We start from the raw sequence: 21,468 nt of genomic DNA, 5'->3' as shown, positions 1-21,468 counted from the left end.
CCCGCGTCGCAGGTCAGCGCGCGGACACGACCGCCCCGAGCAGCCCGGGCCCGGTGTGCGCCCCGATGACCGCTCCGACCTCGCTCACGTGCAGGTCGGCCAGCCCGGGTACCCGTGCCCGCAGCCGGTCGGCCAGAGCGGCGGCGCGGTCGGGGGCCGCGAGATGGTGGACGGCGATGTCCACTTCTGCGCCGTCGGCGCGCTCGGCCGCGAGTTCCTCGAGGCGGGCGATGGCACGGGACGCCGTCCGTACCTTCTCCAGGAGTTCGATCCGGCCGCCGTCCAGCTGGAGCAGGGGTTTCACGGCGAGCGCGGAGCCCAGCAGGGCCTGGGCGGCGCCGATGCGGCCGCCGCGACGCAGATAGTCGAGGGTGTCGACGTAGAAGTACGCGGAGGTGCCCGCGGCCCGCTTCTCCGCCGCCGTGACGGCCTCGTCCACGGTGCCGCCCGTCTCGGCTGCCTCGGCCGCCGCGAGCGCGCAGAAACCGAGCGCCATCGCGACCATCCCGGTGTCCACCACCCGTACCGGGACGGGCGCTTCGCGGGCCGCGACGACCGCCGCGTCGAAGGTGCCCGACAGTTCGGCGGACAGGTGCAGCGAGACGATGCCGGTGGCCCCGGACTCCGCGACCTTCCGGTAGGTCTCGGCGAACACCTCGGGGCTGGGCCGGGACGTGGTGACGGAGCGCCGTTTCTGCAGCGCCTGGGCCAGGGACCGGGTCGAGATCTCGGTGCCTTCTTCGAGCGCCCGGTCGCCGAGGACCACGGTCAGGGGAACCGCGGTGATGCCGTGGCGCTCCATCGTCCGCGGCGGCAGGTAGGCCGTTGAATCGGTGACGATCGCGACATGGCGGGACATGAGCTGGAGGTTACCTGGCGTAGCCCGGGTGCGGCAGCCCGCCCCCGGTCGCCCGGGACGGGACCGGCCGCGTCAAGTGGTGCTCTCCGGCCGGGGCTTCTTCTGCCACGGAAACACCCGCGGCGGGCCTGGCGGAGTGATCGCGGACGGTGCCTGCCCCTCGGCCGCGCCGGGCCGGGGGGCCTCCGGCCAGGTCTGACGGTCCTGCTGCCCCTGGGCCGCCTCGGGCCACGGCGGGGTCTCGGGGCCGGAGGCGGGCCGGGTCCAGTGGCGCAGGGCGTCCGCCTCGACACCGATCTGCGTGCTCAGGGTGTCCAGATCGTCGTCGGCGAACCGGCGGGCCCGGTCGCGGGCCGCCCAGCGCAACGCGTCCGCGGACTCGGTGACACGCTTTGCACGCCGACGCAGTTCGGGCAGCCTCGTGGCGAGTGTGGCCCGGTCCGGCTCGGTCTCCAGGCGCCTGAGTTCGCCGTCCAGTTCGTGCCCGTGTGCGCTGAGCCGCTGGAAGAGGCCGAGGGACTCCTTCAGTGACTCGTCCTCGGTGACGCCGGCGTCCAACGCGTCCTGGGTGGCCCGCATCGAGGTGCGCAGGGTGAGCCGGAGCTGGGCGATCTCGGCCGCCGGGCCGATCTGGACCATGGATTTGGCGCGCAGTGTGTGGTCCTCGACTGTGCGCCGGGCCTGCGTGATCGTGCGGTCCACACCGCGTCTGGCCGCGCCGACCGCCTTGAAGGTGATGTACGCCCCGCCGGCGACGAAGAGCAGGAACAGCACGGCGAATACTGCGATCACTGCTTCCACGATGCTCCTCCTCGCTCCCGATCGCCCCGACCGTCTCCGAGCCCGGCGGGGACGGCCGCGCTCCTCAACGTTAAACGCAAAGGGCAGGCCCGGAGTTCCAGAAAGACCCCGAACCTGCCCGTAGGGGACCACCCGGAGGCGGCCCGGTACGTCAGCCCGTGACGATGTTGACCAGCTTCGGCGCGCGCACGATCACCTTGCGGATCCCGGCACCGCCCAGCGCCTTCACGACCGTCTCGTCGGCCAGCGCCGCCTTCTCCAGTTCCTCCTCGGAGATGGCCGGCGACACCTCCAGGCGGGCCTTGACCTTGCCCTTGATCTGCACGACGCAGGTCACGGTCTCGTCGACGACGTAGTTCGGGTCGGCGACCGGGAAGTCCTGGTGCACGACCGAGTCGGTGCGGCCCAGCTTGCGCCACAGCTCCTCGGCGATGTGCGGGGCCAGGGGAGCGATCAGCAGTACCAGCGGCTCGGCGACCGTACGCGGCACCGCGCCGCCCGCCTTGGTCAGGTGGTTGTTCAGTTCGGTGATCTTGGCGATGGCGGTGTTGAAACGCAGCCCTTCCAGGTCCTGGCGGACGCCGTCGATCGCCTTGTGCAGGGCGCGCAGCGTCTCCTCGTCGGGCTCGGTGTCGGTGACGGTGACCTCACCGGTGGCCTCGTCGACGATGTTGCGCCACAGCCGCTGCAGCAGCCGGAACTGGCCGACGACCGCACGCGTGTCCCACGGCCGGGAGACGTCCAGCGGCCCCATCGCCATCTCGTACAGGCGCAGGGTGTCGGCGCCATACTCGGCGCAGATCTCGTCCGGGGTCACCGCGTTCTTCAGGGACTTGCCCATCTTGCCCAGCAGCCGGCTGACCTTCTCGCCCTGGTAGTAGTAGGCGCCGTCCTGTTCCTCGACCTCGGCGGCGGGCACCGGGAAGCCACGGCTGTCACGGTAGACGTAGGCCTGGATCATGCCCTGGTTGAACAACTTGTGGAACGGCTCGGCCGACGAGACGTGACCCAGGTCGTACAGGACCTTCGACCAGAAACGGGCGTACAGCAGGTGCAGCACGGCGTGCTCGGCACCGCCGACGTACAGGTCGACACCGCCGTGCGGCATGCCTTCGCGGGGCCCCATCCAGTACTGCTCGACCTGCGGGTCGACCAGCTGCTCGCTGTTGTGCGGATCCAGGTAGCGCAGCTCGTACCAGCAGGAACCGGCCCAGTTGGGCATGGTGTTGGTCTCGCGGCGGTACTTCTTCGGTCCGTCGCCCAGGTCCAGGGTGACGTTGACCCACTCCGCGTTGCGTGACAGCGGCGTCTCGGGCTGGGTGTCGGCGTCCTCGGGGTCGAAGGTGCGCGGCGAGTAGTCCTCGACCTCCGGCAGTTCCAGCGGCAGCATCGACTCGGGCAGCGCGTGGGCGACGCCGTCCTCGTCGTAGACGATCGGGAACGGCTCGCCCCAGTACCGCTGGCGGCTGAACAGCCAGTCGCGCAGCCGGAAGTTGACGGTGCCTTCACCGATGCCCTTGCGGGCCAGCCACTCGGTGATGCGGGCCTTGGCCTCGGGGACCGGCAGACCGTCCAGCTGGATCTCGTCGTTCGACGAGTTGATGATCTTCGCGTCGTAGGAGGCGAAGGCGTCCTCCCACGTCGAGGTGTCGGTGCCACGGCCGTCGGTCGGTTCGACGATGCAGACGATCGGCAGCTCGAAGGCGCGGGCGAACTCGAAGTCGCGCTGGTCGCCGGCCGGGACCGCCATGATCGCGCCGGTGCCGTAGCCCATCAGGACGTAGTCGGCGATGAAGACGGGGACCCGCTCGCCGTTGACCGGGTTGGTGGCGTACTCGCCGGTGAAGACGCCGGTCTTGTCCTTGGCCTCGGCCTGGCGCTCGACGTCGGACTTCGACGCGGCCTGCGCGCGGTACGCGGCGACGGCCTCGGCCGGTGTGGCGTACCCGCCGGTCCACGCCTCGTGGGTGCCTTCGGGCCAGGCGGCCGGAGTGAACCTGTCGACCAGCGGGTGCTCGGGGGCCAGCACCATGTAAGTGGCGCCGAACAGGGTGTCCGGGCGCGTGGTGAAGACGGTGATCTTCTCGCCGTCGATCGGGAAGTCGACCCGGGCGCCTTCGCTGCGGCCGATCCAGTTGCGCTGCTGCAGCTTGATCGCCTCGGGCCAGTCCAGCTCGTCCAGATCGTCCAGCAGCCGGTCGGCGTAGGCGGTGATGCGCATGTTCCACTGGCGCAGCTTGGCCTTGAAGACGGGGAAGTTGCCGCGCTCGGAGCGACCGTCGGCGGTGACCTCCTCGTTGGCCAGCACAGTGCCCAGGCCGGGGCACCAGTTGACCGGTGCGTCGGAGGCGTAGGCCAGGCGGAACTCGCCCAGGACGTCACCACGCTCGGCGGCGGTCAGCTCGTTCCACGCGCGCGTGTGGCCCGGTACGGCACGCTCACCGGACTCGAACTGGGCGATCAGTTCGGAGATCGGGCGGGCCTTTTCGGCTTCGTCGTCGTACCAGGAGTTGAAGATCTGCAGGAAGATCCACTGGGTCCACTTGTAGTAGTCCGGGTCGATCGTGGCGAAGGACCGGCGCTTGTCGTGGCCCAGGCCCAGCCGGCGCAGCTGGGCCTTCATGTTCTCGATGTTGGCCTCGGTGGACACCCGCGGGTGGGTGCCGGTCTGCACCGCGTACTGCTCGGCGGGCAGGCCGAAGGCGTCGAAGCCCAGCGTGTGCAGGACGTTGTGGCCGTTCATCCGCTGGAAGCGGGCGAAGACGTCCGTGGCGATGTAGCCCAGGGGGTGGCCGACGTGCAGGCCCGCACCGGACGGATACGGGAACATGTCCATGATGAACTTCTTGGGCCTGGCGACCAGCTCGGGGTCGCCGGCCAGGTCACCCTTGGGGTTGGGGGCCGCGTAGGTGCCGTCGGCGTCCCAGAAGTCCTGCCAGCGTGCCTCGATCTCGGCCGCCAGAGCGGCCGTGTAGCGGTGCGGCGCGACCTCCGCCGACGTGGCGGTGGCAGCGGGGTTCGTCTCGCTCATGATCCTCAAAGCTCCATCGGTCGTCTCTGCCTGCGGCTGCGAACTTTCTAGAAACGAAAAATCCCCTCGCACAGGAGGGGACGCCGCGCCGATGCCGGCCAGCCGCTTCGTGCGGCGGTCGGGACTGATCAGCGCGGCCCGCTAAGCAGAAGGCGTACGGCACGCATGGCGTCAGGGTACCGCAGCCCTTGAGCAAGCCGCGACGCGCTTACGTATCAATGGTTGACACGTGCGTCTAAGGCGACCATCGGGACGAGAGTTGAACCAGGTTCAAAAATTACTTCGCGTACCGTCCACTAAGGGACAGCCCACGGACGGCATCGCTCTTCGGTAACAACGCAATAACTCAAACCTCGTACTGATCGGTATGGCGCCACTTAGGCTGCGGCACCGGGACCGCTTTCCCGAACTGCTCGGAGTTGCCCCCATGAACCCTCGTCGTAGTAACAGCTCGCTTCCCAAGCCAGGCCGCTCGGCCTACGGGGTGGCGTCCGCTGTCGTCCTGCTGCTGATACCCATCGTCGTCCTGCTGGGAGGCGACTGGCTGCAGCAGTTCCTGAACTTCGGTGCGGGCGTCCTGGCGCTCGTCTGCCTCACCTGCTCGTGCATCTGGGGCCTGGTGGCCCAGGACCGCATCCTCCTCAACATCCGCCAGCGGATCGTGGCCCAGGCCATCCACCGCGTCACCGCGGTGGGCTCGATCGCGTTCCTCCTCGTGCACATCGGGGTGAAGATCGCGCTGGACCACGCCGACTGGATCGCGGCCCTGATCCCCTTCGGCTGGCTGATCACCGGAGGCGGCGGCGCGAACCCGGGCAGCGCCACCCTCGTCGGCATGGGCTCCCTGGCCGCCTACCTGATGATTTTCGTGGGCATCACCGGCGCGCTGCGCAACCAGTTCGCCGCCCCCGCCGTGGTGGCCGCCCGCTGGCGCGCGATGCACATGCTGGCCTACCCGGCCCTGTGCTTCGCCCTGCTCCACGGCCTCTTCGCGGGACGCCCGGCAAAGACGTTCTTCATGGTGTCCTACGAGCTGTGCCTGGCCGGAATCATGGCGGCCCTCGTCCTGCGCGCCGCCCCCCGCCCGTTCAAGCGCCGTTTCGCCGACCGGCTCGTCACGCTCCTCGGGGACTCGGACCGGTCCCGCATGAACGATCTCGACGCGAGCCGCGCCCGGATGAGCGAGTCCGGGCTGCCCGGCTACGAGAACACGCGCGAGCGCGAACCCAGGGCCGGGCGCGCCGACACCATGTCCACGCAGTCGAACCCGCTGTTCCCCTCCGCCGCCCCCATCCCCGAGCCGGCCTCCGGCTTCGCGGCCGCCTACCGGGCCACGAACGCGCCCGGGCAGCAGCAGTCGCCCTTCGCGGCCGGCCAGACCGCACGCATGGAGCGGCTGGACCTCCAGTCCACCCAGCCCGTCCCTCGCATGGACGGCCCCTCGAGCACCTCGGGCAGCTGGCCGATCCCTTCCCCGCCGCCGGTCGGCGAGGCGCCGCCGTCGGCGTACGACCCGCTCCAGGACACCGGATACAACATCCCGGTCTATGGCAATTCAGGCACCGGCGGAACCGCTGGACGTGATGTGTACGACACGGGTGAGACGAACGCCCGCTATGGGACGTACAACTCGAATGACACATACAACAGCGGTCCCGCCAACGAACCAGCACCCGGCTCGTCCTTCGACGCACCGGGTTCGGGCGAACCTTGGAACACGCCTTCCGGAGGCTATAGGTGAACGAGGCCCTGCCCGACGTCCCAGAAGTCCGCGTGGTCGGTCTTCCGCAGCTCACGTCGGGTTTCGACCTTGTCGAAAGACTCGATCTGCCCATGCACCTCAAGGTGCACGGGCCGCTAGAGCCGTTGGGCGGGGAGCAGCTCGCGCAGCTCTCCGAACGCATCAACCTGAAGGGCCGCGGCGGCGCGGGCTTCCCTTTCCACAAGAAACTGCGCTCGGTCGCCGAAGCGGCGATCAAGCGCGGTGTGCGGCCGGTCGTCGTCGTCAACGGCAGCGAGGACGAGCCGGCCTGCCGCAAGGACACGGTGCTGATCAACCGAGCTCCGCACCTGATCCTGGACGGCGCGCTGCTGTGTGCCGAGGCCCTGGGGGCACGCACGCTCGTCATCGGCGTCACCCGGGAGTCCACCCAGCGCTCCATGGAGCAGGCACTCGCCGAACGCGGCCTGAGCAACGGCCGCCGTTCGGCTCTGAAGGCGTTCGTCCAGCGCAATCCGGTCCGCATGGTCACCGGCGCGGCGGCGTCACTGATCCGCTCCATCGACGGCGGCCCGGCGATCCCTCCCGGCCGCAAGACCAGCGCCTCGCAGAACGGCGTCGGCGGCGCGCCGACGCTGCTGTCGAACGCGGAGACGTTCGCGCAGCTGGCGATCGCCGCCCGTATCGGCCCGGAGCGGTACGGCAACACCGGCCTGTACGACGAGCCGGGCACCGTCATGCTGACGGTTTCCGGTGCTGTCGCCCGTCCCATGGTGATCGAGGTGCCCACGGGTGTGCCGCTGCGCTACGTGCTGCAGCTGGCCGGTGCCCCACCGGTGCCGCAGGGTGTGCTCACCGGGGGTTACCACGGCAAGTGGATCGACGCGGCCACGGTCAACGAGGCGATCGTCTCCCGTAACTCGCTCGACGCGGTGGGGGGCGCGCTGGGCGCCGGCGCGATTTTGCCGATCACACAGGAGACGTGCCCGCTGGGCGAGTCGCTGCGGGTCGCCCAGTGGCTGGCGGAGGAGAGCGCGGGCCAGTGCGGTCCCTGCTACCTGGGTCTGCCGGCGGCCGCGCGGGGCATGGAGGACATCCTCAACGGCGGCGGACCGGCCGCCCTGGAGGCACTGAAGCAGGTCGCGAAGAACGTGAAGCGGCGCGGAGCCTGCTCGCACCCGGACGGTTCCGCGATGTTCCTCGAGTCGACGATCAAGGCGTTCACCGACGACCTGGCCGCGCATGTCCTCGGCAACGGCTGCGGGCGGCCCGTTGAGGGCGTTCTGCCGCTCTTCGAGGACGGCAAGATGCCCACCGGCATCCCCGGCGGCGGAGAGCCCGACGACAACGGTGGCGGCAGCCGTCAGAAGATCTACGTCGACTGGACGCTGTGCCGGGGCCACGGCCTGTGCGCGGACATCCTCCCGGAGGTCTTCGAACTCGGCGCGGACGGTTTCCCGACGGTCGCCCAGGCGAAGGTGCCGCGGTTCGCGGAGGCCAAGGCGATCCGTGCGGTGCGCCGCTGCCCGGCGCTCGCCCTGCGCCTCGAGGAGGACACGCGCTCCCAGGCGCCGGCGAAGAACCTGCCGGTCCTGTCGCAGGGCCGCGGCCGCCGCGCGCTGGGGCGCTGACCGCGGACTCATCGGCGCGTGCAGTGAGGAGGGGCCCACCCGGGACGGGTGGGCCCCTCCTCCTTTGCCGGGGCGGGTTTCCCGAGAACCCAGACAACGCCGAAGGCGGACCATCCGTCCGGATGGTCCGCCTTCGATTTCTGTGGAGCTAAGGAGAATTGAACTCCTGACCTCCTGCATGCCATGCAGGCGCTCTACCAACTGAGCTATAGCCCCTTGTTTTGGTCCGCCCGGTTTCCCTGGCGGCGACGCCAACATTACACGGTCGAGGGGGTGCATCACCAAATCGTTTCCGTTCTGTACGGATACGGGCGCTAGTGTCATGCTTCGTGACCGTGATCGCGTTCTCCGAGGCCCGGCGCCGGGTGTCGGCGCCGCTGGCGGCGTGCCTGTTGTCGTTCACGGTGTTCTGGGCGGCGCAGCGGGCCGCGCACGTCTCGATGATCGACCTGATGGTCTACCGGGCGGAGGGAGCGACCGTCCGCGCGGGCGGCGATCTCTACGCGCTGCGTGCGACGGCGGCTCATCTCCCCTCCACCTATCCGCCGTTCGCGGCGTTGCTGTTCACCCCGCTGACGCTGCTGGACGTGCCGAGCGTGCGCGCGCTGGCGACGGCCGGGAATCTCGTCCTCCTGCTGGCCTTCGTCGGGCTGTCGCTGCGGCTCGTCGGGCACGCGCGCGTGGAGTGCGTCCTTTGGGTCGCGGCGGGCGCGGTGTGGTGCGAACCGGTGTGGACGACCGTGCGCTACGGGCAGATCAACCTGCTGCTGGCGGTGCTGGTCCTGTGGGATCTGTCACGCCGTCCCGCCGAACGGCCGGACCGCTGGGCGGGGGTGGGTGTCGGGCTCGCTGCCGCGGTCAAGCTGACACCGGCCCTGTTCGCGGTGTTCCTGCTCGCCACGGGGCTGGTGGCGCGTTGCGGAGGCCGGGACGGGGGGCCGTGGCTGCGGCCCGCGCGGGGGGCGGCCGGCGCCTTCGCGGGGGCGACCCTGATGGCGGCGGCCGTCCTGCCGTACGACTCGTGGCGGTTCTGGACCGGGATGGTTTTCCGGACGGGGCGGGTGGGGCGGGCCGAGGAGACCGCGAATCAGGCTCTGCGCGGCGTTCTGGCGCGCTTGCTGCACAGCGCCGAGCCGGGAGCCCTCTGGGCGGCCGCGGCGGCTGTCACGGCCGTTCTGGGGCTGGCGGTGGCGGTCGGGGCGGAATTGCGGGGCGGGCGGGCCTGGGCGGTGGCCGTGTGCGCGGTGACCGCGCTGATGATCAGTCCCGTGTCGTGGTCGCACCACTGGGTGTGGTGCGTGCCCGTGGTGTTGCTGTTGTGGACGCGCGGGCACCGGGCGGTGGCCGCGGGGTCGACGCTGGTCTTCTGCTCGTACGCACTGTGGTGGGTGCCGCACGGTCACGGGCGGCCCGAACTGCACCAGGACGCCGTCGACTTGGCACTGTCGGCGCTCTATCCGGTCATCGGCGCGCTGTTCCTCGCCCTCGCGTGGCAACGTTGCCGCGGCCGGGCCCGGCTCAGGCCGTGACGAAGGAGTAGAACCTCTTGAGCGTGCAGTGCTCCTCGAGGAGACGGCCGTAGATCGGCTCGCCCTCCAGCTCACGGTAGGTCTCGATCGGGTCGCCTTTTATGATCAGCGCCCGCGCGCATTCCTCGCACCAGTACTGGTAGTCGGGGTTGATCGGCTCCATGTCGCGGACGATCGGGGTCCCGCTCCCGCACCAGTCGCACTTCCGCCTGTGTGCACCCATCGATCAGCTCCAGCTGTGGCCGCAGGCCGTGCACACGTAGGAGATCCCGCCGTTGTCGCCAAGTACTTGGGCCACATGGGCGGAACCGCAGGAAGGGCAGAGCAGCCGGGTGATCGTGTCCCGTATCAACGCCGCACCGAGGAGGTGGCCGCCCTCCTCAAGGATGCTCGCAGGCATCGCTACTCCTCCCGTCGGGCCGCGTCCCCTTCCGGCCGTTTGATTCTGCCACGGCCGGACCAATACGGTCAGCGACGCCTCAGTACCAGTCCGGACACGGCGCCCGCGACCGCCGTCGCGGCGAGCGTCCATGCGCAGGCTGACAACGCCTCCGCAGAGGTATACGCCCGCGGGACCCCGAGTGACTCAAGCCGGTTCAAGAACAGTGTGCCGAACGCGGCGACCCCGATGAGCTGACCGAGCTGGGTGACGGTCGCCAGAAGGCCGCTGGCGTCCGCCGCGTCCTCGGGGCGCACGGTGGCGAGCGCACCCGTGAGGGTGGGGCTGAAGGCGAGCGCGAGCCCCGCTCCCACTCCGGCGTACGCCAGAAAGAGCCATGCGCCCCCGTCGCCGCCCCCGCGGAAAGCCATTCCGACGCCGGCCGTGCCCAGTGCGGTGAGCGCGAACCCCGCCGGGGTCAGCGCCCGCTGCCAGGCGGCGGGCCACCTGCGCCAGGTGAGGGCGACCGCGCCGAAGACGACGGCGGTCGGCGTGAAGGTGAGACCGGCGCGCTGCGCGCTGTAGCCGAGGCCGTTCTGGACATGCAGGGTGAGCGTGAACAGGAATCCCGCGTTGACGGCCATCACGGCGAGGATGCGCAGTACGGCAAGACGCATGCCGGGGTGGCGCAGCACCCGGGGTGCTATCAGCGGGGCGCCGCCACGCCGGGCCAGTCTCGACTCGTAGCCGCAGAACAGCGTGAACAGGAGGACTGCGGCGGCGAGGGACAGCCAGGACCACAGCGGCCAGTCCTCCTCCTGTCCGAGCACCAACGGTACGGTCAGCAGCGAGACGGCCGACCCGAGCAGGACCAGGCCGGGCAGGTCGAGGCCGCGGGTCGGCCGCGCCGTCGATCCGGCACCGGACGGCAGCACACGCCTGCCGACAACGAGGAGTACGGCGCCGACGGGCACGTTGACGAGGAACACCGGCCGCCAGCCCGCGCCGAACAGATCGGCCCCCACCAGGACACCGCCGACGATCTGGCCGGCGGCGGCGCCGACCGCGAGGACCGCCGAGTAGGCGCCGAGCGCCCGGACGCGGGCCTCGCCGGTGCAGGCGCGCTGGATGATGCTGAGGACCTGCGGGATCATGACCGCCGAACCGGCGCCCTGCACCAGCCGGAACACGATCAGTTCGACGGCGCCCTGGGCCAGGCCGCAGGCCAGCGACGCCGCCGTGAACAGGGCGAGGCCGACGAGGTGGACCCGGCCGTGGCCGAGCCGGTCGCCGAGCCGGGCTCCGGTGATCAGCAGCACCGCGTAGGTGATGGCGTAGCCCGCCACGACCAGTTGCAAGTCGGAGCCTGAGGCGTGGAGTTCGAAACCCATGGTGGGGGCCGCGACGTTCACGATGAAGACGTCCAGCACGGCCATGAACTGGGCCGTGAGGACGACCGGGAGGAGCAGCCGGGGCCGGTTGTCGGTGCCGGGTGATTCACTTTTCTCAGGGGTCGAAGCGGGTGCGGGGCCTGGCCCCGTCCGGGATGTCGTCGTCATGCGTTCGAGCGTGGCGGGCGGCCGGTACGGGTGCCGAGAGCCCGCCGATGCTGGTACTGGCAGCACCTGGCACGGGACGGGGACCGCGCCCACGATGGAGGGCATGACGACGGGGGACGTGACGATGGGGACGGCAGGACACCGGCGCAGGCCGGAGCTGGCCGCGTTCCTGCGCACCAGGCGGGCGCGGGTGACACCGGCGGACGTCGGTATGCCGCCGGGGCTGCGGCGGCGCACTCCGGGACTGCGCCGGGAGGAGGTCGCACAGCTCTCCGGAGTGGGGGTGACCTGGTACACGTGGCTGGAGCAGGGGCGGCCGATCAACGCCTCGCCGCAGGTGCTGGACGCGGTGGCGCGCACACTGCGGCTGGACGCGCCGGAGCGGGAGCATCTGTACCGCCTGGCGGAGGTGGCCTACGCTCCGGCGCCGGAGGGGCTGTCCCGGTCGGTCGGCGCGGAGGTGCAGGGCATCATCGATGCTCTGGATCCGCTGATGGCGGTGGTGTACACCTCGCGCTACGACGTGCTGGCCACGAACGCGGCGTACCGGGATATGTTCCTGGTACCGCAGACGGTGCGGATCGGTGTGCCGAACGTGTTGTGGACGTTGTTCACGGTGCCGGAGGACGCCTGCCCGGTGGTGCACCGGGAGCGTGAACTGCCGAGGATGGTGGCGACGCTGCGATCCAGCTACGGCAGACATGTGGGCGAGCCCGCCTGGGAGGACTTCATACGGGCGCTGTCCCGGGCCAGTGCGGACTTCGCCCGGATGTGGGCGAGCGGGGTGGTGGCCCGGCCGGGACCGCGGGTGAAGACGTTCCGTCATGAGGCGGTGGGTGAGGTGCGGATGACGTCGCAGTCGCTGTCGATCGACGGGATGCCGGAGTCCCGGATCGTGGTCTACACGCCCGAGGACGAACAGACGCGGGAGAGGGTCGCGTTGTTGCGGGAACGCAGGCAGCGGCTGTTTGCGGTGACGGACGAGGCGGCCGCCGAGATCATAGGGAAGCGGAACAAAGAGAATCCCGCCCTCTGAAGAGGACGGGATTCTCATCACCGATCTGTGGAGCTAAGGAGAATTGAACTCCTGACCTCCTGCATGCCATGCAGGCGCTCTACCAACTGAGCTATAGCCCCTTGCGTTCTTCCCGTCTTTCCGCTTGGCGGGGCGAACAAGAAGAACTTTAGCCTGCGACCTGCCGGAAAGTGAAATCCGGGCTCCGGGACGGGCCGGGCGACCGGAGGATCCTCGGCCGGCGGCCCCTGGGCGGTCAGTCGTCGTCGCCGAGGACGGGCTCGGGAAGGGTGCCCGCGTTGTGCTCCAGCAGCCGCCAGCCGCGGGCGCCTTCGCCCAGCACGGACCAGCAGCAGTTGGTGAGGCCGCCGAGGCTCTCCCAGTGCGGGGCGTCCAGGCCGAGGAGACGCCCGATGGTGGTGCGGATGGTGCCACCGTGGCTGACGACCACGAGCGTGCCGTCCTCGGGCAGCTTCTCGGCGTGCCTGAGTACGACGGGGGCGGCCCGGTCGGCGACCTCGGTCTCCAGTTCGCCGCCGCCGCGGCGGACCGGCTCGCCGCGTTTCCACGCGGCGTACTCGTCACCGTGGCGGGCGATGATCTCCTCGTGGGTGAGGCCCTGCCACACGCCCGCGTAGGTCTCGCGCAGCGCCTCGTCGCGGACCACGTCGAGGCCGGTGAGGTCGGCGAGCTGGGCGGCCGTCTCATAGGCCCGTTTCAGGTCGGAGGAGACGATCGCGTCGGGGCCCAGGGAGGCGAGCAGGCGGGCCGCGCGCCGGGCCTGGCCGATGCCGGTCTCGGTGAGCTCGACGTCGGTGGAGCCCTGGAAGCGGCGCTCGACGTTCCAGGCGGTCTGGCCGTGCCGCCACAGGATGATGCGGCGGCCACGGCCCTTGCGGTCGGTGACCTCGCCGGTGGCGCTCATCACCACTCCCCGGCCGACTCGCCGGCGTCGTCGGCGGCCTGCAGCCTGGCGTGCTCGGCGGCCTTGCCGCGGGTCGCCTTGGCGTCGGCGGGCAGCTCGATCTCGGGGCAGTCCTTCCACAGCCGCTCCAGGGCGTAGAAGACGCGCTCCTCACTGTGCTGGACGTGGACGACGATGTCGACGTAGTCGAGCAGGATCCAGCGGGACTCACGGTCGCCCTCGCGGCGCACCGGCTTGGCGCCGAGTTCCTTCTGGAGGCGCTCCTCGATCTCGTCGACGATCGACTTGACCTGGCGGTCGTTGGGTGCGGAGGCCAGCAGGAAGGCGTCCGTGATCGACAGGACGTCGCTGACGTCGTAGGCGATGACGTCGTGGGCGAGCTTGTCGGCGGCCGCCTGGGCGGCGGTGGTGATGAGCTCGAGGGAACGGTCGGTGGCGGTCACTGCGTGGCTTTCCGTCGGCGGTCGTTTGACCACAAGGGTCTCACGGACCGCCGGGCGCACCCCACGTGATTACCGTGTCACGTGGGGTGCGGTGGCCGGCTGCCTCAGGAGGAGGACGGTTTGTAGTCCTGGCCGAGGACGACCGAGACGTCGGCGCCCGCGCCGACGGCGCCCTTGGCCACGTCCTTCGCGTCGAGGCCGAGGGTCTTGGCGACCTCGGTGGCGTTCTCCTTGTCGGCGGCGCCGGAGTACAGCACCTGGGAGGTCGCACGGGTGCCGGAGGCCGTACCGCCTTCCAGGAAGGTGTAGCCGCCGTTGACGAGGACCACACGGGCCTTCTCGGTGTTGTCCTTGACGCCGGTGGCGTTCTGGACGGAGACGCGGACGGCCGAGCCCGCGCTGGGGCTCTTGGCGGTGCCGCCGAGGATGTCCTTGACGACGCTGGAGCTGGTCTGGGCACTGAGGGTGCCGTCGTTGCGGACGGGGAGCAGGGCGGTCTTGTAGTCGCCGCCCTTGGCGAGGTCGGCGAGCTTGGCGAGGAAGGTGCCGAGGTCCTTGTCGGTCAGCGAGGGGTCCAGGATCTGCGCCAGGGTCTGCACGGTGACCGTGGCGGCCGCCGGGTCGGAGGACAGCTTGCGCAGGACGCCCTGCATGACCTGCCCGAACCGTTCCAGCTGGGCGTTCTGGGCCTCGCCGGAGCCGCGGTAGGTGGCGTAGGCGACGGCGGCCTTGCCGCCGAGGGTCTGGTCTTTGCCCTTTTTGACGAGGGGTTCCTCGCCCTTCTTCTTGGCGTCCGGGTCGGGGACGTCGGTGTCGGTGTCGATGTCGATGTTGCCGACGAGTTCGACGAGGTTCTGCAGGTAGGGCGTGTCCAGGCGCCAGGTGCCCTCGATGTTCGTGCCGAGGACGGTGTCGAGCTGGTCACGGGTGCCGGAGGAGCCGTCGTCGTCGACGGACTTGGCGAGGGTCGTGGTGGTGCCGTCGTCGGCGGTCAGCGCGAGGGAGTTGGGCAGCAGGACGGTGCTGCCCTGTTTGGTGGTGGTGTTGTCGACGAGCAGCGCGGTCGAGGTGCCGCCGCCACCGGTGTTGTGCAGGTGGACGACGACCACGTCGCGTTTCTGTGCGGCCGCGGAGGTCGTCGTACCGCCCTTGGCGGCGGAGGAGGACAGGCCGGGGAGTTTTCCGGCGTACCAGAGGTAGCCGACGCCGCCGACGGCGACCAGGGCGAGGACGACGACCAGGGCGATCGTCCGGCTGCGGGCGCGCCGCTTGGCCTCCTCGCGGCGCTCGGTGCGGTTCTCCGTGAAGTTCAGCCAGTCGATGACGTCCTCGGAGTCGCCGTCGGGCTCTTCGACGAACGCGAACTGCTCGGTGCGGTAGTCCCGCTCGCCCTGCCGGGGCTCGGCGGGTTCCTCGGCCGGTCCGGCCTGCTGCGGGATGTGCGCGGTCTGCTCGGCGACGCGCGGCTGCCGGCCGCCGGTGGCCGTCTGCCCGTAGAGGTGGTGGCCGGTCGGGCCGGCGGCGTCGTACGGGTCGTACCCGGGCGACGGCGGCTGCTGCGCGGTGTCGTGGACGGGAGCCTGCTGCCCGGTGTCGTACGTCGGCGTCTGCTGCCCGGTGCCGTACGGGGAGGCGGGGTGCCGGCCGGCGTCGGGGTACGGGTCGTAGCCGTAGCCCTGCCCGGCGTACGGGTCGTAGGTCTGCTGTTGCTGGTGTTGCGCCGGGATCGGGCGGTACACCGGCTGCCCGTACTCGTCGTAGCCGACGAGTTCGTACTGGTCGCTTCCGTAGCCCGCGTCGTATCGGTCGTTCACCGGTGCCCCTCTCGGCTCACTCGCCGCGGTACAGCTCGCGCTTGTCGATGTAGCGCACGACTCCGTCCGGCACCATGTACCAGATGGGGTCGCCCTTGGCGACTCTCGCACGGCAGTCTGTGGAGGAGATGGCGAGCGCGGGAACCTCCACCAGCGACACACCTCCCTCGGGAAGGCCGTGGTCGGTCAGGTGGTGGCCCGGCCGGGTGCAGCCGATGAAGTGCGCGAGGGAGAAGAGTTCCTCCGAGTCCCGCCAGGTGAGGATCTGGCCGAGGGCGTCGGCACCGGTGATGAAGAAGAGGTCGGTGTCGGGGTTGAGGGCGCGCAGGTCGCGCAGGGTGTCGACGGTGTAGGTGGCACCGCCGCGGTCGATGTCGATGCGGCTGACGGAGAACTGGGGGTTCTCGGCGGTGGCGATGACCGTCATCAGGTAGCGGTCCTCGGCGGGCGAGACCGCGCGGTGGGTCTTCTGCCACGGCTGCCCGGTGGGCACGAACACCACCTCGTCCAGGTGGAACTGGGCGGCGACCTCGCTGGCCGCCACGAGGTGCCCGTGGTGGATCGGGTCGAACGTTCCGCCCATGACGCCGAGGCGGCGCTTGCCGGTGTCCGCCAGGCCCGCCGGTGTGTACCGGAGGGGGGTCACCGTGTCGTCGGCGTGCTCGGTCACGTCGTTCGCCGGACCGGTAGGCATGTCCTGCTCTCCCATGCGTGCAGACCCTACCGGCCCGGCCCGTGGGCCCCGTCCCGAGGACGGGTGCCGGATGCGGCGGGCCCGCTCAGCGGTCGCGGTTGAAGCGGGTGGTGATCCACAGCAGGAGCAGCAGGATGATGAACGCGCTGCCACCGGTGACGAGCGGGTTGAGGCTCTCGTGGTTGCCGCCTCCCTCGCCCTCGGCGGCAACGGTGACCAACTGGGCAGCGGCGCTGTGGAGATTCATCATCTGCGGCAGGACCTATCGCGTGTGGGCGGGATAAAGATGTCGGCCCATCGTATGCGGGCGGTGTCGCGGCGATCACGCCGACTCCTCCGTTGGGCCGACCTGTGCGTCCCCGCGCGCGGGGAACGATTCCGGCGGCTCAGTCGTCCTTCTGTCTGTACCCGCGCAGCAGGAACCAGGCGGTCAGCGCGCAGCCGACGAACATGACGACGAGGACGACCCGGAGCAGATCGCCCGAGCCCTGGTGCTGGGCGGCGCTCGCGGCCTGGGTGAGCCAGGCGGCCGGGGGGTGGTGCTCCATGAGGACTCCTTCGGCTGTGCTGCCCGTCCACGGTATCGCCGCCTAGGCTGGGCCCTGCTTCGGGGGCACACAGGACACACTCACGCGCATGGGGGATGACATGTCCGACGACGGCCACGAGCACCACGGGCAGGGGCACGAGCGGGTGCCGAGCAGGCAGCGCAGACGGTTCGCCGGGATCTCCTCGCGCGCGTACGAGCATCCGGCCGACCGTTCGGCACTGGTGGCGCTGCGCAAGCTGAGCGGTTTCGACACCGTCTTCAAGGCGCTCAGCGGGCTGCTTCCGGAGCGGAGCCTGCGGCTGCTGTTCCTGTCCGACTCGGTGCGGGTCTCCGACCAGCAGTTCGCCCACCTGAACGACATGCTGCGGGACGCGTGTCACATCCTGGACCTGGAGAAGGTCCCGCCGATGTACGTCACGCAGGATCCGCAGCCGAACGCGATGTGCATCGGCCTGGACGAACCGATCATCGTGGTGACCACGGGGCTCGTCGAACTCCTCGACGAGGAGGAGATGCGGGCGGTCGTCGGCCACGAGGTGGGGCACGCCCTGTCCGGGCACTCCGTGTACCGGACGGTCCTGCTGTTCCTGACCAGCCTGGCGGTGAAGGTCGCCTGGATCCCGCTGGGCAATCTCGCGATCCTGGCGATCGTGACGGCGCTGCGGGAGTGGTTCCGCAAGTCGGAGCTGTCCGCGGACCGCGCGGGCCTGCTGGTGGGGCAGGACCTGCGGGCTTCGATGCGGGGCCTGATGAAGATTGCGGGCGGCAACCACCTGCACGAGATGAACGTGGACGCGTTCCTGCAGCAGGCCGAGGAGTACGAGGCGGGCGGTGACCTGCGCGACTCGGTGCTGAAGATCCTCAATGTGCTGCCGCGCTCGCACCCCTTCACCACGGTCCGCGCGGCCGAGCTGCAGAAGTGGGCCGGGTCCCGGGACTACCAGCGGATCATGGACGGTCACTATCCGCGGCGCACCGAGGACAAGGACACCTCGGTCGGCGACTCGTTCAAGGAGTCCGCGGCGAGCTACGCGAGCGACGTGAAGGCGTCCAAGGACCCGCTGATGAAGCTGGTCTCGGACATCGCGGGCGGGGCGGGGGGCCTCGGCGGCCGGGTCAGGCGGGGCTTCGACGGTTTCACGAGCCCGCCCCCGCCGAAGGGCGCACCGCCGCAGGACGAGGAGTAGCGGGTCGCGGGTTCGGCTCGGTCAGGCTCTCGGGGTCCTGGACCTCCGGTTCCTGGACCTCCGGTTCCTAGATCTTCGGTTCCGCCGCGGCGGACAGCGTCCCGCACAGGGCTGTCGCGCTGTCCGTGGCGAACGGGTTCGTGCCTGCCGGGCCGCCCGCCCTGGCCGTCTCGCCGGCCAGGAGGGGACGCAGGTGGTCGGTGGCGTCCTCGGCGCAGGACAGCGGGCCCGCCTGGACGTAGGAGACGACCAGCTGGGTCTGGTGCAGGCGCAGGTCGTCGCGGTCGAAGCGGAAGGTCAGCTCGCGGCGGACGGTGAACAGCGAGACCGGGGAGCCCGCCGGCGCGCCGGTGGGGCGCAGCGCGTAGACGAAGGTGTGGTCGGCGGTGACCTCGAGGGTGGCCGAGTCGGTCTCGGTGGCCGACAGGTTGCCCCGGACTCGGATCCTCGGGTCGGCGAGTTCGGCGCGGGTGGGGTCGAAGCGGATCAGCCATCCGGTGGGGGCGTGCCGCCCGTCCGCGGCGGGGTGGTCGAAGCTCTGGTCGAACTGGTCGAGCTGGCCGGGGTCGAGCAGTGCCCGTGCGGGCCGCACCTGGCTGCTGTCGAGGACCTCGGGGTAGAGCGAGGAGCGGACGAGGTAGTCCTTGACCGTGGTCAGGGCGGTGACGACCTGGCTGTCGGAGAAGTGCGCGGTGCTGCGGGCGGCCGGCAGCGGTATCCCTTCGGCGCCGGTCTCGTAATGTGCGGCGGGGCTGTGTGCGAACAGGGACTCGGCGTCGGCGGCGCCGGGCACCTTGCCCTGCGGGGAGAGCGGGATGAAGGTCATCCGCAGCGGTTCGGCGGGCTGCTGGGCCTCCTGGGTGCCGTAGGGGTGGCGGACACCCATGTAGATCGCGGTGCCGAAGGCGACGAGGATCAGCACGAAGAGGAGCACGGCCTGCCGGGTGAGGCCCCGGCGCAGCGGGGGGCGGCGGCGTACGGCGGGCGCGTGGTCGGCCATGCGTTCGCGTGCGGAGGACTCCTGGAGGCGGGCAGCGCGGACGAACGACTCGTCGAAGACGACGGATCGGTACTCGTCCTCTCCACCCACGGGGCCGCCCTCGGGTGTCCCCTCCGGTGGGTCTCCTGGCCCGCCCATACTTTCAGAGTAGGTCCCAGGGACCTCAGGTAAACGCGCCGCTGCACGACAAGTTCTGACAGGTTCTCACCACGAAGGACAAACCCCGTCAGGGGGTGCGCGGGACCGCGGAGACCGCCTGCTGTGCGGGCGGGGAGTAGTCGGCGGACATCGAGGGGGCCGCTGCGGTGCCCTGTTCCAGACCGGTGGAGGAGGGTCTGGGCAGCTGGTCGCGGTTGCCGCCCGAGGAGGCGCTGCGGTAGACCGCGGCGAAGGCGAGCGCGACCATGCCTATGCCCATGACGAGGGCGAGCAGCCAGGCGACGGGACGGTGCCAGCGGACGTGTTTGCCGTATGTCCCGGTGGCCCCGTACCGGTCTCCGCGTACGTCGGTGCCGTCAGGGCCGTCGAGCTCGCCGCCGGAGCCGAAGTCGGGTCCGTCGGGTCCGTAGCCGTCGTCGTAGCGTTCGCTTCCGCCGTGGGCGCGGCGGGCCTCGGCCTCGGATGCCTCGGCTCTGGCCTGGGCGGCGGCAAGGAGGCGTTCGACCGCGGTCGGCTCGTGGATCACGGCCGCCTTCACGAAGGCCTCGTCGAAGACCACGGTGTCGAATTCCTCGTCCGACATTCCGTGGTCATGGTCGTCGTCGGGATCCCAGCCGTCAGAGAACGGCGTGCCCCCCACGTCCTCCGGCACGGATCCAGAGTAGACCTGGGGGGTCAATTTGGGCAGACGGTATGGAAATTCATAGGTCCTGTGAGACGCCTCTCACTCCGGCGTCCCACGCCCCCCAGGGCGCCGCACGCCCTGGCGCGCGCCGGTGCGCCGTACGACGCCCGGTTGGGCCGTACGGGTGCCGGCGGCGGCTGCGGTACCGCTGTCAGCGGCGGATGTGGCCGTCGCCGGTGACGATGTACTTGGTGCTGGTCAGCTCGGGCAGCCCCATGGGGCCGCGGGCGTGCAGCTTCTGGGTGGAGATGCCGATCTCGGCGCCGAAGCCGAACTGGCCGCCGTCGGTGAACCGGGTGGAGGCGTTCACGGCGACGGTCGTGGAGTCGACCAGCTGGGTGAAGCGGCGGGCGGCCTGCTGCGAGGTGGTGACGATGGCCTCGGTGTGCCCGGAGGTCCACAGCCTGATGTGCTCGACGGCCCTGTCGAGGGAGTCGACGACGGCGGCGGCGATGTCGTAGGACAGGTACTCGGTCTCCCAGTCCTCCGGGACGGCCTCGACGACGGTCGCCTTGGAGTCCTTGGCGTAGGCCAGGACGCGTTCGTCGGCGTGGACGGTGACACCGGCCTCGGCGAGGGCGTCCAGGGCGCGGGGCAGGAACTCGGGGGCGATGTCCTGGTGGACGAGGAGGGTCTCGGCGGCGTTGCAGACGCTGACCCGCTGCGCCTTGGAGTTGATCAGGATGTCGATGGCCATGTCGATGTCGGCGTGGGCGTCGACGTAGACGTGGCAGTTGCCGGTGCCGGTCTCGATGACGGGGACCTTGGACTCCATGACGACGGTCTGGATGAGGGAGGCCCCGCCGCGCGGGATGAGGACGTCGACGAGGCCGCGGGCCCGCATCAGCTCGTGGACGGACTCGCGGCTCTCGCCGGGCACCAGCTGGACGGCGTCGGCCGGCAGCCCGGCGCCGCCGACGGCGTCCCGCAGGACCCTCACCAGTGCCGTGTTGGACTCGAAGGCGGAGGCGGAGCCGCGCAGCAGGACGGCGTTGCCGGACTTCAGGCAGAGGGCTGCGGCGTCGACCGTGACGTTCGGGCGGGCCTCGTAGATGATGCCGACGACACCGAGGGGGACGCGGACCTGGCGCAGGTCGATGCCGTTGGGGAGGGTGGAGCCGCGGACGACCTCGCCGACGGGGTCGGGCAGCTTCGCCACGTCGCGGACATCGGAGGCGATGGCGCGGACCCGCTCGGGGGTGAGCGTGAGACGGTCGACGACGGCTTCGCTGGTGCCGTTCTCGCGGGCCTTGGCGACGTCCTTGGCGTTGGCCTCGACGATTTCGCTCGTACGAACCTCCAGGGCGTCCGCGATGGCGAGCAGCGCGTCGTCCTTCACCGCGCGCGGCAGCGGCGCGAGGTCGGCGGCTGCGGCCTTAGCGCGGTAGGCGGCCTGGGTGACCGGGGACATGGCGTCGTACGGCGAAAGCGTGGTCATGAAGGAAGGGTAGTGCGCCCCGGCCGGCCGTTCACGCGTCATCCCACCT

Annotated in this window: 20 protein-coding genes and 2 tRNA genes; 5 read left to right on the top strand and 17 right to left on the bottom strand. The window is 70.5% G+C overall.

All coding sequences use genetic code 11. From position 1 onward, the window contains the following. Positions 1–13: 13 nt before the first annotated feature. The 3 genes from ACZ3KP_RS25240 to leuS all read right to left on the bottom strand — a co-directional run bounded on the left by ACZ3KP_RS25240 (position 14) and on the right by leuS (position 4,691). Positions 14–859, bottom strand: coding sequence for a DegV family protein (locus tag ACZ3KP_RS25240; RefSeq protein ID WP_358972881.1), 846 nt, complete (start codon positions 857–859; stop codon positions 14–16). A gap of 72 nt (positions 860–931) precedes the next feature. Then, positions 932–1,660 carry a hypothetical protein gene (locus tag ACZ3KP_RS25235; protein ID WP_467501831.1) on the bottom strand — a complete coding sequence of 243 codons (729 nt, stop codon included), beginning with the start codon at positions 1,658–1,660 and terminating at the stop codon, positions 932–934. Positions 1,661–1,811: 151 nt separating this feature from the next. After that, the gene (gene leuS / locus ACZ3KP_RS25230) at positions 1,812–4,691 is read right to left on the bottom strand and encodes a leucine--tRNA ligase (RefSeq protein ID WP_467501830.1); all 2,880 of its coding nucleotides are present in this window, start codon (positions 4,689–4,691) and stop codon (positions 1,812–1,814) included. 427 nt (positions 4,692–5,118) lie between these two features. Here leuS and ACZ3KP_RS25225 point away from each other — a divergent pair, with 427 nt between their 5' ends. Then, positions 5,119–6,432: a cytochrome b/b6 domain-containing protein gene (locus tag ACZ3KP_RS25225; protein ID WP_467501829.1), complete on the top strand. Its 1,314-nt coding sequence runs from the start codon at positions 5,119–5,121 to the stop codon at positions 6,430–6,432. Next, positions 6,429–8,042 carry an NADH-ubiquinone oxidoreductase-F iron-sulfur binding region domain-containing protein gene (locus ACZ3KP_RS25220; protein ID WP_132886795.1) on the top strand — a complete coding sequence of 538 codons (1,614 nt, stop codon included), beginning with the start codon at positions 6,429–6,431 and terminating at the stop codon, positions 8,040–8,042. Before ACZ3KP_RS25225 ends, ACZ3KP_RS25220 begins: the two co-directional genes overlap by 4 nt. A gap of 143 nt (positions 8,043–8,185) precedes the next feature. Here the strand turns inward: ACZ3KP_RS25220 and ACZ3KP_RS25215 are convergent. Continuing rightward, positions 8,186–8,258, bottom strand: a tRNA-Ala gene (locus tag ACZ3KP_RS25215). A gap of 113 nt (positions 8,259–8,371) precedes the next feature. Here ACZ3KP_RS25215 and ACZ3KP_RS25210 point away from each other — a divergent pair. Beyond that, positions 8,372–9,571: a glycosyltransferase 87 family protein gene (locus ACZ3KP_RS25210; RefSeq protein ID WP_467501828.1), complete on the top strand. Its 1,200-nt coding sequence runs from the start codon at positions 8,372–8,374 to the stop codon at positions 9,569–9,571. Here ACZ3KP_RS25210 and ACZ3KP_RS25205 read toward each other — a convergent pair. The 3 genes from ACZ3KP_RS25205 to ACZ3KP_RS25195 all read right to left on the bottom strand — a co-directional run bounded on the left by ACZ3KP_RS25205 (position 9,561) and on the right by ACZ3KP_RS25195 (position 11,509). Continuing rightward, positions 9,561–9,794 (bottom strand): hypothetical protein, encoded by a 234-nt coding sequence (locus tag ACZ3KP_RS25205; RefSeq protein WP_006136074.1) that lies wholly within the window; start codon positions 9,792–9,794, stop codon positions 9,561–9,563. The genes ACZ3KP_RS25210 and ACZ3KP_RS25205 overlap by 11 nt on opposite strands. Positions 9,795–9,797: 3 nt before the next feature. After that, positions 9,798–9,971 carry a hypothetical protein gene (locus tag ACZ3KP_RS25200; protein WP_107408581.1) on the bottom strand — a complete coding sequence of 58 codons (174 nt, stop codon included), beginning with the start codon at positions 9,969–9,971 and terminating at the stop codon, positions 9,798–9,800. A gap of 68 nt (positions 9,972–10,039) precedes the next feature. Beyond that, positions 10,040–11,509, bottom strand: coding sequence for an MFS transporter (locus tag ACZ3KP_RS25195; RefSeq protein ID WP_467501827.1), 1,470 nt, complete (start codon positions 11,507–11,509; stop codon positions 10,040–10,042). Positions 11,510–11,603: 94 nt separating this feature from the next. Between ACZ3KP_RS25195 and ACZ3KP_RS25190 the strand changes: the two genes are divergently transcribed. After that, positions 11,604–12,545, top strand: a complete 942-nt coding sequence (locus ACZ3KP_RS25190; protein WP_467501826.1) for a helix-turn-helix transcriptional regulator — start codon at positions 11,604–11,606, stop codon at positions 12,543–12,545. Positions 12,546–12,573: 28 nt separating this feature from the next. Here ACZ3KP_RS25190 and ACZ3KP_RS25185 read toward each other — a convergent pair. The 7 genes from ACZ3KP_RS25185 to ACZ3KP_RS25155 all read right to left on the bottom strand — a co-directional run bounded on the left by ACZ3KP_RS25185 (position 12,574) and on the right by ACZ3KP_RS25155 (position 16,948). Next, a tRNA-Ala gene (locus ACZ3KP_RS25185) sits at positions 12,574–12,646 on the bottom strand. 134 nt (positions 12,647–12,780) lie between these two features. Continuing rightward, a complete protein-coding gene (locus ACZ3KP_RS25180; RefSeq protein WP_358972867.1) occupies positions 12,781–13,449 on the bottom strand; it encodes a histidine phosphatase family protein in 669 nt (222 codons plus the stop codon). After that, on the bottom strand, positions 13,449–13,892 hold the full coding sequence (gene rsfS, locus ACZ3KP_RS25175; RefSeq protein ID WP_467501825.1) for a ribosome silencing factor: 444 nt from the start codon (positions 13,890–13,892) through the stop codon (positions 13,449–13,451). The genes ACZ3KP_RS25180 and rsfS overlap by 1 nt, the downstream gene beginning before the upstream one ends. Positions 13,893–13,996: 104 nt before the next feature. Continuing rightward, positions 13,997–15,706 (bottom strand): LytR C-terminal domain-containing protein, encoded by a 1,710-nt coding sequence (locus ACZ3KP_RS25170; protein WP_467501824.1) that lies wholly within the window; start codon positions 15,704–15,706, stop codon positions 13,997–13,999. Positions 15,707–15,722: 16 nt separating this feature from the next. Further along, positions 15,723–16,415, bottom strand: a complete 693-nt coding sequence (nadD, locus tag ACZ3KP_RS25165; protein WP_467501823.1) for a nicotinate-nucleotide adenylyltransferase — start codon at positions 16,413–16,415, stop codon at positions 15,723–15,725. 70 nt (positions 16,416–16,485) lie between these two features. Further along, positions 16,486–16,650, bottom strand: coding sequence for a hypothetical protein (locus ACZ3KP_RS25160; protein ID WP_165939217.1), 165 nt, complete (start codon positions 16,648–16,650; stop codon positions 16,486–16,488). Between the two features lie 136 nt (positions 16,651–16,786). Beyond that, positions 16,787–16,948 carry a hypothetical protein gene (locus ACZ3KP_RS25155; RefSeq protein WP_165939241.1) on the bottom strand — a complete coding sequence of 54 codons (162 nt, stop codon included), beginning with the start codon at positions 16,946–16,948 and terminating at the stop codon, positions 16,787–16,789. A 100-nt stretch (positions 16,949–17,048) separates the two neighbouring features. Between ACZ3KP_RS25155 and ACZ3KP_RS25150 the strand changes: the two genes are divergently transcribed. Then, complete coding sequence (locus ACZ3KP_RS25150) at positions 17,049–18,137, top strand: M48 family metallopeptidase (protein WP_467502027.1); 1,089 nt, start codon at positions 17,049–17,051, stop codon at positions 18,135–18,137. 67 nt (positions 18,138–18,204) lie between these two features. On the opposite strand, the gene ACZ3KP_RS25145 is transcribed toward ACZ3KP_RS25150, so the two are convergent. The 3 genes from ACZ3KP_RS25145 to ACZ3KP_RS25135 all read right to left on the bottom strand — a co-directional run bounded on the left by ACZ3KP_RS25145 (position 18,205) and on the right by ACZ3KP_RS25135 (position 21,419). After that, entirely contained in the window at positions 18,205–19,275 is a 1,071-nt protein-coding gene (locus ACZ3KP_RS25145) for an SCO2583 family membrane protein (RefSeq protein ID WP_467501822.1), read from the bottom strand. Positions 19,276–19,363: 88 nt separating this feature from the next. After that, entirely contained in the window at positions 19,364–19,948 is a 585-nt protein-coding gene (locus ACZ3KP_RS25140) for an SCO2584 family spore wall biosynthesis protein (protein ID WP_467501821.1), read from the bottom strand. 184 nt (positions 19,949–20,132) lie between these two features. After that, the gene (locus ACZ3KP_RS25135; RefSeq protein WP_366888902.1) at positions 20,133–21,419 is read right to left on the bottom strand and encodes a glutamate-5-semialdehyde dehydrogenase; all 1,287 of its coding nucleotides are present in this window, start codon (positions 21,417–21,419) and stop codon (positions 20,133–20,135) included. Positions 21,420–21,468: the final 49 nt, after the last annotated feature.

The organism is Streptomyces sp. NPDC020958, from assembly GCF_055562175.1.
The sequence above is the reverse complement of the archived record's forward strand: the minus strand, read 5'-3'. Positions and strand labels throughout refer to the sequence as shown.